Source organism: Prosthecodimorpha staleyi, from assembly GCF_018729455.1.
GTDB lineage: Bacteria > Pseudomonadota > Alphaproteobacteria > Rhizobiales > Ancalomicrobiaceae > Prosthecodimorpha > Prosthecodimorpha staleyi.
Window position 1 is genome coordinate 103590 of sequence record NZ_JAHHZF010000006.1, and the last position, 13793, is coordinate 117382.

At 69.4% G+C, this 13793-nt stretch carries 15 protein-coding genes; 8 read left to right on the plus strand and 7 right to left on the minus strand.

What is annotated here, in order from left to right:
* Nucleotides 1-5: 5 nt before the first annotated feature.
* Entirely contained in the window at nt 6-1304 is a 1299-nt protein-coding gene (locus KL771_RS13190; RefSeq protein WP_390866708.1) for a sarcosine oxidase subunit beta family protein, read from the minus strand.
* A gap of 248 nt (nt 1305-1552) precedes the next feature.
* On the opposite strand from KL771_RS13190, the gene KL771_RS13195 reads away from it, so the two are divergent.
* From KL771_RS13195 to KL771_RS13205, 3 genes are all read left to right on the plus strand, one after another.
* Nucleotides 1553-1981 (plus strand): ketosteroid isomerase-related protein, encoded by a 429-nt coding sequence (locus KL771_RS13195; RefSeq protein WP_261969022.1) that lies wholly within the window; start codon nt 1553-1555, stop codon nt 1979-1981.
* 162 nt (nt 1982-2143) lie between these two features.
* On the plus strand, nt 2144-2593 hold the full coding sequence (locus tag KL771_RS13200) for a c-type cytochrome (protein ID WP_261969023.1): 450 nt from the start codon (nt 2144-2146) through the stop codon (nt 2591-2593).
* A 75-nt stretch (nt 2594-2668) separates the two neighbouring features.
* The gene (locus KL771_RS13205; RefSeq protein WP_261969024.1) at nt 2669-3583 is read left to right on the plus strand and encodes a cytochrome c; all 915 of its coding nucleotides are present in this window, start codon (nt 2669-2671) and stop codon (nt 3581-3583) included.
* Between the two features lie 90 nt (nt 3584-3673).
* On the opposite strand, the gene cutA is transcribed toward KL771_RS13205, so the two are convergent.
* Entirely contained in the window at nt 3674-4018 is a 345-nt protein-coding gene (gene cutA, locus KL771_RS13210; RefSeq protein WP_261969025.1) for a divalent-cation tolerance protein CutA, read from the minus strand.
* A gap of 189 nt (nt 4019-4207) precedes the next feature.
* Here cutA and KL771_RS13215 point away from each other — a divergent pair, with 189 nt between their 5' ends.
* Both KL771_RS13215 and KL771_RS13220 read left to right on the plus strand, forming a co-directional pair.
* Complete coding sequence (locus KL771_RS13215; protein WP_261969026.1) at nt 4208-4990, plus strand: NAD kinase; 783 nt, start codon at nt 4208-4210, stop codon at nt 4988-4990.
* A gap of 85 nt (nt 4991-5075) precedes the next feature.
* Complete coding sequence (locus KL771_RS13220; protein WP_261969027.1) at nt 5076-5636, plus strand: Hpt domain-containing protein; 561 nt, start codon at nt 5076-5078, stop codon at nt 5634-5636.
* Nucleotides 5637-5700: 64 nt separating this feature from the next.
* Here the strand turns inward: KL771_RS13220 and KL771_RS13225 are convergent, their stop codons facing one another.
* Nucleotides 5701-7155, minus strand: a complete 1455-nt coding sequence (locus KL771_RS13225; RefSeq protein ID WP_261969028.1) for a DUF2336 domain-containing protein — start codon at nt 7153-7155, stop codon at nt 5701-5703.
* Nucleotides 7156-7289: 134 nt separating this feature from the next.
* Nucleotides 7290-8966 carry a hypothetical protein gene (locus tag KL771_RS13230; RefSeq protein WP_261969029.1) on the minus strand — a complete coding sequence of 559 codons (1677 nt, stop codon included), beginning with the start codon at nt 8964-8966 and terminating at the stop codon, nt 7290-7292.
* A 189-nt stretch (nt 8967-9155) separates the two neighbouring features.
* Here KL771_RS13230 and KL771_RS13235 point away from each other — a divergent pair, with 189 nt between their 5' ends.
* Nucleotides 9156-9623 (plus strand): MaoC family dehydratase, encoded by a 468-nt coding sequence (locus KL771_RS13235; protein ID WP_261969030.1) that lies wholly within the window; start codon nt 9156-9158, stop codon nt 9621-9623.
* Between the two features lie 4 nt (nt 9624-9627).
* A complete protein-coding gene (locus tag KL771_RS13240; protein WP_261969031.1) occupies nt 9628-10494 on the plus strand; it encodes an HpcH/HpaI aldolase/citrate lyase family protein in 867 nt (288 codons plus the stop codon).
* Nucleotides 10495-10595: 101 nt separating this feature from the next.
* On the opposite strand, the gene KL771_RS13245 is transcribed toward KL771_RS13240, so the two are convergent.
* The 3 genes from KL771_RS13245 to KL771_RS13255 all read right to left on the minus strand — a co-directional run bounded on the left by KL771_RS13245 (nt 10596) and on the right by KL771_RS13255 (nt 12477).
* Nucleotides 10596-11171 (minus strand): biotin transporter BioY, encoded by a 576-nt coding sequence (locus KL771_RS13245; protein WP_261969032.1) that lies wholly within the window; start codon nt 11169-11171, stop codon nt 10596-10598.
* Between the two features lie 119 nt (nt 11172-11290).
* Nucleotides 11291-11902: a flavin reductase family protein gene (locus KL771_RS13250; RefSeq protein ID WP_261969033.1), complete on the minus strand. Its 612-nt coding sequence runs from the start codon at nt 11900-11902 to the stop codon at nt 11291-11293.
* Complete coding sequence (locus tag KL771_RS13255) at nt 11902-12477, minus strand: nitroreductase family protein (RefSeq protein WP_261969034.1); 576 nt, start codon at nt 12475-12477, stop codon at nt 11902-11904. Before KL771_RS13255 ends, KL771_RS13250 begins: the two co-directional genes overlap by 1 nt.
* 143 nt (nt 12478-12620) lie before the next feature.
* Here KL771_RS13255 and KL771_RS13260 point away from each other — a divergent pair, with 143 nt between their 5' ends.
* Entirely contained in the window at nt 12621-13703 is a 1083-nt protein-coding gene (locus KL771_RS13260) for a hypothetical protein (RefSeq protein ID WP_261969035.1), read from the plus strand.
* Nucleotides 13704-13793: the final 90 nt, after the last annotated feature.

Sequence of the window (13793 nt, forward strand, 5' to 3'; positions counted from 1 at the left end):
CTGGATCAGTGTGCGACGGCGGCAGCCGCGGCTTCGTCGATGAGACGGCCGTCGCGGAAGCGTTCGAGCGTGAACGGGGCGTTCTTCGGGTGCGGCGCGTCGCGCGCGATCGTATGGGCGAAGACGTGGCCCGAACCCGGCGTCGCCTTGAAGCCGCCGGTGCCCCAGCCGCAATTGACGAAAAGGCCCGGGACCGGCGTCTTGGCCAGGATCGGCGAGCGGTCCGGCGTCACGTCGACGATGCCGCCCCAGTTGCGTAGCATGCGCACCCGGCGGAACATCGGGAACAGTTCGCAGATCGCGTCGAGCGTGTGGGTGGTGATGTGCAGGCCGCCGGTCTGCGAATAGGACACATACTGGTCGGTGCCAGCGCCGATGACCAGATCGCCCTTGTCGGACTGGGAGATGTAGGCGTGGATGGTGTTCGACATCACCACGCAGGGGAAGACCGGCTTCAGGGGCTCGGAGACCAGCGCCTGCAGCGGATAGCTCTCCAGCGGCATGCGCACGCCGGCCATGCCCATCACCACCGAGGTGTGACCGGCCGCGACGACGCCGATCTTCTTGGCCCCGATCGGCCCCTTGGTGGTCTCGATGCCGGTGACCGCGCCGTCCGGCCCGCGCCGGATCGCCGTGACTTCGCAGTTCTGGATGATGTCGACGCCGAGCGCGGAGGCGGCGCGGGCATAGCCCCAGGCGACTGCATCGTGGCGGGCGACGCCGCCCTTGCGCTGCAGGGCCGCACCCATCACCGGGTAGCGGATGTCCTTGGATATGTTCAGCGGCGGGCAGAAGGCCTTGGCCTCTTCCGGCGACAGCCATTCGTTCTGGATGCCGGCCAGCCGGTTGGCATGGACGTGGCGCCTGGCGACCTGCACGTCGTGCACGGTATGCGCCAGCATCATGACGCCCCGCGGGGAATACATGACGTTGTAGTTCAGTACCTGGGACAGGTCCTGCCACAGATCGAGCGCGTGATCGTAGAGCGCCTCCGACTCCTCCCAGAGATAGTTGGAGCGGATGATCGTGGTGTTGCGCCCGGTATTGCCGCCGCCAAGCCAGCCGCGCTCGATCACCGCCACATTGGTGATGCCGTGCTCGGCGGCCAGATAGTAGGCCGTGGCAAGGCCGTGGCCGCCGGCGCCGACGATGATCACGTCATAGGCGGCCTTCGGCTCCGGCGAACGCCACTGTTCCGGCCAGCCGGTATGGGCCGAGAAGGCGTTGCGGAGAAGCGAAGCGAACGAGAAGCGCAAGGGGCGAACTCCGGAAAGCGCAGCAGATTCGAGCGGCCCGGCTGGCATGCCGGCGCGGCCGATCCGTCCGGATAACCGCACGGCAAGCCCCCGCGGGCTTGTGCCGATGCGACGGGCCGGGCGTCGTTTTCCGACAAGACCGGCCGCATGGGCTGTTGATATCCCGCCCGGCTTCGGATTTGGTTCCGCCTGCGGCGTGCCGACGCTTTGAAGGTCCGAGGAATGCGGTCTATGGCTTGTGCTGGTCCGCCAGAAGACCAGTCGCGGCAGACGCACGCCGCACGAGGGAAACCGCCATGGCCCGCATGGAAACGCTCGAACTCGTCCGCGCCTACTACGACTGTTTCAATGCCCGCGACATCCCGGGCACGCTCGCGCTTTTGACCGACGACGTGATTCACGACGTGAGTCAGGGGGGCCGCGAGATCGGCAAGGCGGACTTCGCCCTCTGCATGGAGCGGATGAACCGCTGCTATCACGAGCAGGTCGGCGACCTGGTGGTGATGGCGACGGACGGCGGCGAAAATGCCGCAGCGGAATTCACGGTCGACGGCCGCTATCTCGAAACCGACCGCGCCCATCCGTCCGAGATCGAAATGCCGGAAGCGACCGGTCAGGCCTATCGCGTCCGGGGCAGAGCTCTGTTCGAGATCCGCGACGATCGCATAGCTCGTGTGACGGACTGGTATGATCTGCAGGCTTGGCTGCGCCAGGTCACTGATTAGATTGTTTCCAATTATTGAACGCTACGTTCATTGACGCGATCTCACGTTTCTTTGAATCGCTCAAAACGACAGGCTCACCTCATCTTCGCGTCATTCGCGGGCGGATAGGCTTGCGACGGACCCCGACCGGGTCCGCGTTTCGCAAAGAATGGGGAGAACAGCATGAAGGTTTTCGCTGGAATCGTCGGGGCCGCTCTGGCCGTCGTCGTGGCGGGTGGCGTGGCATTCGCCCAGGTCGACGTGATCAAGCAGCGCCAGGAGGCCATGAAGGCGGTCGGCGGCGCGATGGGCGCGCTGGTCAAGATGGTCAAGGGCGAGGAAGCCTATGACTCGGCGAAGGCCAAGGCGGCCGTCGAGACCATGGCGGCCAAGGCCAAGGGCTTCGACGCCCTCTTCCCGGCCGGCAGCGACAAGGGCGCTGAAAATGCTGCGGCCCCGAAGATCTGGACCGACATGGCCGGCTTCAAGGCCGCGCTCGCCAAGCTCGAGCAGGTCGCCGGTGCTCAGGCTGCCGTCGCCGGCAAGGATCTGGACGGCGTCAAGGCCGCGGTCGGCGCGCTCAGCGGCACCTGCAAGGGCTGCCATGACGATTTCCGCCTGAAGAAGAGCTGATCCTCCTCTCTTGACCTCCACGGCCCCGATGTCCACGACATCGGGGCCGTTCGCATCTGAAGGCCATCGACCGGAGTGCCGAGCATGAAGCGCCTGTTCACCGCCGCCCTCGTCCTCGGCGCCCTCGGCGTCGGTGCCTTCTGGGTGCTCACGGCGCCAAATCCGCTGGCCGCCGCCGCACTGCCGAACCGACAGCCGGACATCGCCAATGGCGAACGGGTCTTCTGGACCGGCGGCTGCGCGTCCTGCCATGCCGCCAAGGGTGCCAAGGATGCCGAGAAGCTGAAGCTCGGCGGCGGGCAGGCCTTCGACACGCCCTTCGGCCGCTTCGTGGCACCGAACATCTCTCCGGACGAAACCAACGGCATCGGTCGCTGGTCGGCGCTCGATCTGGCCAATGCCATGACGCGCGGCGTGTCGCCGGACGGCCGGCACTACTATCCGGCCTTCCCCTACGCCTCCTATGCACGGATGAAGCTCGACGACGTGATCGACCTCGCCGGCTTCCTGAAGACCCTGCCCAAGGTCGCGGACGCGGCACCGCCCAACCAACTGCCCTTCCCGTTCAACATCCGCCGCGGCGTCGGCCTCTGGAAGCAGCTCTATCTCGACCCGACCCCGGTCGTGGCGCTGACGGCGCCGGAGGACGTGGCGCGCGGGCGCTATCTCGCCGAGGGTGCCGGTCATTGCGGCGAGTGCCATACGCCGCGCAATCCGATCGGCGGGCCCGACCGGTCGCGCTGGCTCGCCGGCGCCAAGGCGCTGGAAGGCGACGGCAAGGTCCCGAACATCACGCCGGATGCCGGTGCGCTCGGCAAGTGGTCGGCGAGCGACATCGCCTACTATCTGGAGAGCGGCCTGACGCCGGACGGCGACAGCGTCGGCGGCGCCATGACGTCGGTGGTCGACAACATGTCCCACCTGCCCAAGGAGGACCGTGCCGCGATCGCCGCCTATCTGAAGGCGATCCCGCCGAAGCCGAAGCTCTGAAGCCGCACCGCCGGCGTCACCGGACCGGCTCGCCGGAGCGCGGGGTGCGCGCCGGAAGCCGGCCGGCGGCCCGCTCCCGGCCCGGACGCATCACCCGGCATCCGTCTCGCCGCAGATCCAGTCGCCATAGGCGCGCGCCGCAGACGCGATCGGCAGCACGACCAGGGCCGGCACCTCATAGGGATGCGCGGCCCGGATCGCCGCCATGGCCGCCTCGGCCAGCGCAGCGCGGGTCTTGGCCAGGAAGACGATCTCGTCAGCCACCTCGACCGTTCCCTGCCAGGCATAGATGGAGACCATCCCGGGCAGCAGGTTGACGCAGGCGGCGAGCCCCGCCTCGACCAGCCCGCGCCCGACCGCCTGGGCGCCGCCCATCTCCGGAAAGGTCGAATAGACGATGACCAGCGCTTCCCCATCGTAGAGATCCACGGACATCAGCCGTACTCCGATCGCGCCCCGTCCGGTGCCGGCCCCGGAACCGCGTCCTCGGCGGCATTCTTCCGGCACCCGAAGCGCAGGCCCGGCCGCCGAAGCCGGGGTCTCGCCGTCGGGGTGTCGCCGTCACGGTGTCGCCTTGCCGCCATGGCGTCTGCATGATACTCGCCGATCACACGCGAGGCGCCCATGGACGTGTATCGGCCGAAGCTCGACAATATCTGTTTCCTGGCCAGCGCCTCCGAGGAAGCCGAGGCGGCGCGCCGTCGTCTCAGCCACATCTACGGGTCCTCCCCGGCCGACCATGCCGACGTGATCGTCGCGCTCGGCGGCGACGGGTTCATGCTGCAGACGCTGCACCGCTTCATGAATTCCGGCAAGCCGATCTACGGCATGCACCGGGGCACGGTCGGCTTCCTGATGAACGAATTCCGCATCGAGGGCCTGCTCGACCGGCTTGCCGTGGCCGAGGTGTCGTCGATCCGCCCGCTGATCATGAAGGCCGTCGACGTGGCCGGCACGGCCCATGAGGCGCGGGCTTTCAACGAGGTCTCGCTCTGGCGGCAGACCTATCAGGCCGGCCGCCTGAAGCTCTCCATCGACGGCGTCGTTCGGCTGGAGGATCTCGCCTGCGACGGCGTGATCGTGGCGACGCCGGCGGGGTCGACCGCCTACAACCTGTCCGCCCACGGCCCTATCATCCCGCTCGGCGCGCCGCTCCTGGCGGTGACCCCGATCAGCCCGTTCCGCCCGCGGCGCTGGCGCGGCGCCCTGGTCCCCGACCGCGCCCTGATCCGGCTCGAAGTCCTGGAAGGCAACAAGCGCCCGATGAGCGCGGCCGCCGACCACACCGAGATCCGCGACGTGCGCGAGGTCACCGTCCGCCAGGACCGGCATTCGGAAAGCCTGATCATGTTCGATCCCGAGCACAGCTGGGAGGAACGCATTCTGGCCGAGCAGTTCAAGTATTGACGGTCTGAACTGTCAGGCTTTGCACACAGATTGTTAAAGCCCGCTCGGCCATGATCGCGAAGTCCGAGTTCCGGGATTCCGATCGATGGCGCGTTCCAAATCCGCAGCGACACAGGCAGTCGAGCCCGAAGACGACGATTTCGGCTTCGATCTGTCCGATGGCGAGATCGTCGCCCCGGGCATCGATCTGCGCGGCAAGGTGAAGGAGCGCAAGCTCCAGCGCGGCGAGAAGGATCCGGTCGCCCAGGCCGAGGCCGCCATGAAGCGGCTGGAGACGACCTTCGGAATCTGGATCGCCGACGAGACCGAGAAGCTGCTCTCGGCCTGGAAGCAGGCCGCCAATACCAGCTTCGACGCCGCCAGCCGGGAGGCACTGTTCCGCAGCGCCCACGACATCAAGGGCCAGGCGGCAACGCTCGGCTATCCGGCCGCCGGCCGGGTCGCCGCCAGCCTGTGCATGCTGCTCGACCATGCCGCCTCGCCCGACCTGCTGCCCGACGAGCTCGTGCGCCAGCACGTCCAGGCGATCCGGGCAATCGTGATCGAGGATGCGCGCGACGAGAGCAGCCAGACCGCGGTTCGTCTGGCCGACCGGCTGACCGAGGTTACCGACGAATATCTGAGTCATATCGGCCGCGGGTCCTGAGGGCAGTGCCGCCGGCCTCCGCCTGACGGGAGAGCCTTCGGCACGGATCGTTCAGACCGCTCGTTCAGGCCGCTCGGATGCCACGCGCATAGTAGATTTCGGCCGGCAGGTCGGCCTCGGATTGCGTCGCCGCCCAGCCTTCGGTCGGCGATCCTTCCTCGCCGGCCGGTTCGGCCTCCTCCGGAAAGACGTAGTCGGCCAATGCCCGTTCGACCGCCTCCGGCTCGATCGGGCCGTCGGCGTGACCGGAAACCGCGTGACGGACCGCCTCGGCAAAAGCGGTGTCGAAGTCGGGATCCTCCCAGGCCGGGGCCGCCACGGTCTCCCAGGCGTTGCCCTGCCAGTTCCAGTCTTCAGCCGCCATATCGTCGTTGGCCGGCTCGGCGACGCCCTCGTCCGCCGCGGTTTCGAGCGAGCGGGCAATGAACTGGCGCGCGGCGTCGCGGGCCGCCTCCGCCGCCAGACGGCGCAGCATCACGACCAGATCCCGGAATTCCCCATCGGCGTCGCCGGGGCAGCGCGCAAGCACGCGCTCGGTCACGAGCCGTGTGAACGCGGCGTCGTCGAGCGCACCGGCGGCCACATCGGCATGCAGGTCGCGGTTGACCTCGATCGCGGCCCAGAAGGCCGGATGCGACCGCTCGGGCAGACCGGCCTTGCGCGCGAGCGCCCGGAACGGGCCCTCGCCGCCCTCCGCCATCAGGGCGGAGACGCGCGCGGCCGGCATGCCGGCCAGGTTGGCCAGCGCCTCGCCGAGAAGACGGATATTGCCGTTGCAGGCCGCGCGCAGCAGAAGCGCCGTGGTCAGCTGGCCGCGGGCGCGCAGATGCGCGACCAGGATGCCGATCTCCTGCGGTTCGGCGGAGGCGGCAAGCGCGATGGTCGCCTTGTCCTTGGCCTCGCGGGTCAGCGCGTCGATCCGCTCCTCCGACATCCAGTCCCGCTCCAGGACCATCGTCTTCAGGCTGGTGGCCAGTTGATCGAGGAGCGTCTGGCGGATGGCGATCGGCACGCCGGCGCGCGCCAGCATGGCCTGCCGCACGCCGCGCTCGTGGCCGGCCCGCTCGACGATCCGATCCAGGCTGAAATGCGGGATGGCCGCCTGCCGGTTCTCGATCAGCGCGATCAGGGCCGGCACCACCGCCACTTCGGCCAGCGCGGCTGCCAGCGCGGGTGAGACCGGCCGGCGACCGGCGGCCGCGACCTGCACGGCCTCGCCGGCCAGGGCGGCGATATCGACCAGTTCGGCATCGATCAGCACCGGCGAGCGGCCGACCACCAGCGCCGCGATCTCCTCCTCGTCCTGAGCGAGGCCGAGCACGACGGCATGCGGGGCTGCGGGCGCATCGGCGAGCACCTCGGCCAGCGCCAGACGGACGCGCCGATCGGGATCGTCGAGCAGGATGGTCATCAGGGCCTCGATGCCCTGCCGTTCATGGTCGTCGAGCTCGCCGCCGAGCCAGGCGCGGACGAGAGGCCCGGTGGCGGAGGCCCGTTGCTCGGGCCCCACCATCGCCATCCATCTCAGAAACTCGCCGACGATCATCCCGACAGTCCCGCGCACTCGTCACTCTCGTCGCGGAGCTTGCCATCCTAAGGTTTAAAGATTGGTTCACTATAGGGATTCACGAATTGGCAACCACGATCCGACGCTCAGCGCGGCATGTAGCGCGTGAGATCGAGCGGGGCCACGGGCCGGCGTGTCCGGTCGGACGCGGTCGGGGCGCCGTCCGCGCCCGCCGTGCGGGTCGCCGGATCCGGGCCGGAAGCCGCAGATGCCGAGGGGGCGCCGGTGCGCGACAGGCGCGGCACAACCGACGCGGTGGTGAAGAGCGTGCCCTGCCCGGCCGCCCGGGACGCCGCCGCGGCGCTGCGCGAGGCCATATCCCGGCCGGCCGACGGCGCGGCGGCCGGGCCGGACGTGGCGGCCGGCAGGATCGAGATCGGCTCCAGGCGCACCGGATGGGGGACGGCCGCCGCGGACGCAGCAAGCGTCGATGCGTCGGCGACCGGCCGTGCGGAGGTTCGTGCGGCGATGGCCGAGGTCGCCGAGGCGGCGCCGGTGATCCGGCTGGTGCCGCCGAGACCGGCCTCCACCATGGCCGCCATGGAAAACCGGCTCGGCCGCTCGACGCCGAGCCGCGAGGTGACCATCGGCAACGGGGCGTCCGGTGCGCCGCCCTGGGCACGGGCGGCAACGAGACGGCTCGGCCGGACTTCCGCCCGGGTCGCCGCCGAGAGCGGCAGGCCGCCCGCCGCCGCTCCGGAAGCGGCCACGCGGGAGCCCGTCTGACCGAAGGCCAGCGGGCCGGTTTGGGGCGAGCGGGCCTGGAGCGCCGCCCCGCCCGTCGCGATATCGGCATAGCCGAGCGCCCCGCCGGTCGCCAGTTGCGGCCCCTGTCCGGCCGCCGTATCGGTGCGCAGCAGCGCCGAGAAGGCATCCGACGGCAGACGGGCGCGCCAGCCCTGCAGATTGGCGCCGCTGGGCGCCGTCGCGCCGCTGGCCTCGCCGGGCAGGCTGGTCTGGCCGATCGCGGTCCGCACGGCTTTCATGTCGGTGCCGGTGGCCGCGACGCCGAGAATGCCCGTCCTGGACACATCGGCCGCCGCCTGGGCCCTGACGATGTCGGCCAGCGCGGCCGGGCTGACCCGCGGCCTGCCGGTCTCGGTCGAGCGGGCGGCGCGCAGGCGCAGATCGGCGGTTTCCGACGGCAACGGCCGGGCCTCATGCGAGCGGGCCAGGAACTGGTAGACCTCGGCAGCCGATTTCGGCTGGCCATCGCGGCCGTAGAAGATCGTCTGGTTGGCGGCGGCCGCCGCCGGGAAGGCCGTCGCGGCTGCGGCCGTCGGGGTCTGCTCGGCCATCCGGATCAGCTTCGCGCCGCCGGCCGGACCCATGACATGGGCGACGTAGAGATCCTGCTGGCTCGGCGTGCGCCCGATGGCGCGGCTCAGGTAGGCCTCGTTGCGCGCCGTGACCTTGCCGGCCATGACCGAGGCCAGCGCCGGATCCTTGCGCAGATCGAGGATCTGCTGGCGCGCCTGCGGGTCCGCGACCGTGAAACGTCCGTTCTGCTCGCTGATCGCCGCGGCCGCACCGCCGAGCCCGAGCGCCGGCCCCTCCTGCTTGACCAGTTCGAGCCACTGCTGCTCGATGAATTGGTACATGCCGGTGGCCGTCGAGGTCGACGCCTTCAGATCCGGCCGGAAGGTCGATTCGCGATAGGCGGTTGCGACCAGATAGTCGAACGGCGTGCCCGTGGCATCGCTCGCCGCCTTGATGGCGGCCGAGATCTGCGGGTTGCTCGGCTGGATCCGGTCGATCTGCATGGGGCCTGACGGTCCGTTAACGGCCATTAACCTGCCGCGTCATGGTAAAGAGGAGGTTAACGCGCACCCCAGCAGGGCTGCCCGGGTCCCGGATCGCCGCCGCTTCGGAACGCCGATCCCTTCGCCCCGGTTGACACTGCGGCCCGAATGGCCGGACCTTGGCCCGCCGAAAAACGATCGAGGGGAAACATGCCCGGGCTTTATTTCGAAGAATGGTCCATCGGCCAGGTCATCCGCCATCCGATCCGGCGCAGCTGCACCGAGATGGACAACATGCTGTTCTCCAGCCTGACCTACAATCCGCAGCCCCTGCACATCGATTTCGACTATGCCGCCAAGAGCGAATGGGGCCGGCCGCTGGTCAATTCGCTGTTCACGCTGTCGCTCCTGATCGGCATCTCGGTGCACGAGACCACGCTCGGGACCATCGTCGCCAATCTCGGCATGACCGACATCAAGTTCCCGCACCCAGTCTTCCACGGCGACACGATCCGGGTCGAGACGGAATGCCTGTCGAAGCGCGAATCCCGCTCGCGGCCCGACGCCGGCATCGTCGAATACCTGCACCGCGCCTACAATCAGGCCGATGTGCTGGTCGCGGAATGCAAGCGCCAGGTCTTCCTGCAGAAGAAGCCTGCTTCCCCGGTCGAGGCCTGACGCCATGCGCTCCCTGCTCTTCGTCCCCGGCGACAGCCCGCGCAAGCTCGACAAGGGTTTCGCTTCGGGCGCCGACATCCTGCTGATCGACCTGGAGGATTCCGTTGCCCCGTCGGCCAAGGCCGAAGCCCGGCGGGTGGCCGCCGACTTCCTGGCCGCCCGGGTCTTGGAACCTGGGCGCCCGCGCCTCTATGTGCGGGTCAACGCGCTCGATACCGGACTGACCGACGCCGATCTCGATGCCGTGATCGCCGCCGGCGCGGAGGGCATCATGTTGCCCAAAGCCTGCGGCGGGCCGGACGTGACCCGGCTCGATGCCAAGATCGCGGTGCGCGAGGCGGAGACCGGGCGGCCCGACGGCGCGGCGCGGATCATCGCCATCGCCACCGAGACCGCCGAGGCGGTGTTCCGGACCGGCACCTATCGCGGCGCCTCGCACCGGCTCGAGGGCCTCGCCTGGGGCGGCGAGGATCTGGCCGCCGATATCGGCGCGGCCAACCGCGACGAGGCGGGCCAGTGGCTGGAGACCTTCCGGCTCGCCCGGACCATGAACCTGCTCGGCGCCGTCGCCGCGGAGGTGACGCCGATCGATACGGTCTATGTCGACTTCCGCAACGAGGCCGGGCTCGCCGCCGAGTGCCGGGCGGCCGTGCGCGACGGCTACACGGCCAAGATGGCGATCCATCCGGCCCAGGTGCCCGTGATCAATGCCGCCTTCACGCCCTCCGAGGCCGCGCTGACCGAAGCCCGCGCGATCGTCGCGGCCTTTGCGGCGGCCGGCGATGCCGGCGTGATCGGGATCGACGGCAAGATGTTCGACCGTCCGCACCTGAAGCGCGCCGAGCGGCTGATCGCCCGCGCCGGCGGCTGACCGGCCCGATCCGGAAGCCGGACACCCCGAATGCACGAAGGCCCGGGATGCGGACGCATCCCGGGCCTTCAGTTGTTTCAGGAACTCGATACGGCGGCCGGTCAGCCGCGGCTCGGCACCTTGCGGGCGGCCTCGTAGGTGGCCACCGCCAGGGCGGTCTTGACGACCGAGCCCACGAAGAAGGGCACCACGCCGAGCGCGATCGCCTTGTCGGCTCCGACCAGATAGGCGAGCCAGGCGACGCCGGGCACGAACACCACGGCGTGGGCGAGCGTGAAGGCCAGGATCGAGGTGCCGAGCGAACGGCCGAGGCCGCGCTCCATGGCGTAGCCGATCATCCAGGCGGAGATCACGAAGCCGATCAGGTAGCCGCCGGTCGGCCCCATCAGCTTGGCGAGGCCGAAGCCGCCCGCGGTGAAGACCGGCAGGCCGGCGAGACCCTCGGCGATATAGGCCAGCACCGTGATGGCGCCGAGCCGCGAGCCGTAGAGCGCGCCGATGACCAGGACCGCCCAGGTCTGCATGGTCATCGGAACCGGGAACATCGGCACGGTGATCTGGGTCGAGGCGGCCAGAAGGCCGGTGCCGACCAGAACGGCGGCGACCTTGGCCCAGACGGGGGCGATGGCGAGGCTGCGGGTCAGACCCGGGAGGGCGGTACCGGACGTCGAGATCATGGGCTGCACCTGTCGAAGGGTGGTTCGCGGAGGCGAATATGTCTGAAGCTGTACCGCGCCGGCCGGCAAAAACAAGCTGCCCGTTGGTCTCGGGTCGCGCTTCTGCATCCCGGGCGGGTTCAATCGGCGCCGGGCGGCCGGTCGAGCGCGAAAAGTTCGGTCACGACCGCGTAGTCCTTGTAGCCGCAGCGGGTGATCGGGCGGGCGCGGGCGAGGTCGAACCGGCCCGCGATGACATAGGCGTCGTCGATATGGATGCCGACCACCTGGCCGATCACCATGTGGTTGCCGATCGGCCGGCCGTCGAGATCGACCAGCGCCTTGATCTCGATGGCGCGGCATTCGAGCGCGACCGGCGATTCGCCGACCCTCGGGGCACGGACGATCTGGCCGGGCACGGGCGTCAGGCCGGTGGCCTCAAACTCGCTCGTGCCGGGCGGCAGCGGCGCCGAACTCGCATTCATCGCGTGGCGCAGGTCCCAGGTGGCGAGGCTGGCGGTGAACTCGCCGGTCGCCCGGATGTTGGTCACCGAATCCTTGAGGCCTTCGCTGGAGAACATGACCAGTGGCGGGTGCGAGCCGATCGCGTTGAAGAAGCTGTAGGGGGCAAGGTTGGCCCGTCCCTCGGCGTCGGCCGAGCCGATCCAGCCGATCGGGCGCGGCGCCACGATCGCCTTGAACGGGTCATGCGGCAGGCGATCGGTCGGGCGGGCTTCGGGACGGAAGAACATCAGCGCGCCTCGCTCCAGTTGGACAGGACCTCGTCGACGGCGGGGCGCGGCCGGTCGAGCGGCTTCTCCTTCGGAGTGCCGATATGGACGAAGCCGACGAACCGCTCGCCCGGCCCGGCTCCGAGGAGTGCGGACGCCGCCACATCGTCCGCGCACCAGTCCGACACCCATTGGGCCGCGAAGCCGAGGGCGTGAGCGGCGAGGACTAGGTTCATGGTCGAGGCGCCGGCGGACAGGAACTGCTCCCATTCAGGAATCTTGGCATGGGTCGCGGCCTTGCTGATCACGCCGATCGTGACCGGCGAGCGCGAAAAGCGGCCGCGCTCCTGCTCGACGCGCTGGGCTTCGGCATTGGGGAAGCGCGCATGGTAGAGCGGCATCAGAAGTTCGCTCAGCCGCTCGCCCTGCTCGCGCCGGTACAGGATAAATCGCCAGGGCGTCAGCTTGCCGTGATCGGGTACGCGCGCGGCGATCTCGATCATCTGCCTTATATCGGCATCGCTCGGCGCAGGATCGCCGAGCAGGAAGGCCGAGACGGATCGGCGGGTCTTGAGGAGTTCGAGCGCGTCGGGCATGAGGAACTTTCGCGTGGCTTGGAACAGCTTTCGTGCCGAGGCAAAGCGGATCGCACCAGTCCTGTCAACGCATGGCTCCGATCCGCCCCATGCGCGGTTTCGCCGCAAAACATCCGGCCGGACCGCGCCGCACGGCTTGCGGATTGCGGCGCAGTCTCGTTTTCGCCATTCTCGTCACCGACATCTGCCGCGCCGCCATCGACCGGGCTCCGCTCCATCACGGGAACTTCATGTCGCGCCGCCTCGCTTCGACCCTGCTGGCCCTGCTCCTCGCCATCGCGCCCACGGCCGCGCTGGCGCAGAGTGCGCCGGGACGAGGCCCCGCCCCGGCCGGTGCCGCTCCGCCTGCCGGCGGCGCTCCCGCCCCCGTCGCGCCGATCCCCTATGCGCCGAACCCGGCTCCGGCCATCCCCAATCCGCTGGCCCAGCCCGATCTGCCGCGCGGCAAGCAGGTGCTGCGGTTGAGGGCCCTGGTCACTGACAACGGGCAGCCAATCCGTTCGGGTCTCGTCTGGCGGGTGTTCCAGGACACCAAGGAAACCGACGAGACCAAGCTGAAGCTGGTCGCCACCGCCGCCGGCGGCGAGGCCATGTTCCGGCTCGATCCGGGCTCCTATCTGGTCCATGCCGCCTATGGGCGCGCCGGCGCCACCACCCGCGTGACGGTCGAGAAGGCCGAGCGGACCGAAACGCTGGTGCTCAATGCCGGCGGCATGCGGCTCGGCGCCGCCGTCGTCGGCGACCTGCCGGTCGACCAGGACCGCGTCACCTTCGACATCTATTCCAAGGATGCCGACCAGCGCGGCGACCGCCAGGCGCTGGTGATCGGCGCCAAGCCGGGCCGGGTCATCCGCCTCAATGCCGACACCTACCACGTGGTCTCCCACTACGGCGACCTGAACGCCGTGGTGCGCGCCGAGATCCACGTCAATCCCGGCAAGCTGACCGAGGCGACGGTCTACCACAAGGCCGCCAAGACGACGTTGAAGCTGGTCGCCGAGACCGGTGGCGAAGCCCTTGCCGGCGTCGACTGGCTGGTTCTGAGCCAACCCAACGGCGACCAGTTGACCGAGACCGTCGGCGCGTTCCCGTCCTTCGTCCTGGCGGAGGGCGAATATGCCGTCGTCGCCAAGCACCAGGGTCAGGTCTATACGCGCAACTTCACCGTCGAGGCCGGCTACGACCGCGAGGTCGAACTGCTGGCCGACAAGCTCGAAAAGCCCTGACGGTCCGCCCGGTCCCGACGGCGGGTCGCGGCCTCCGACGCAACAGCACGGAAATGGTCGGCGACACGCTGCGGAAATCGGTTGCGTGCA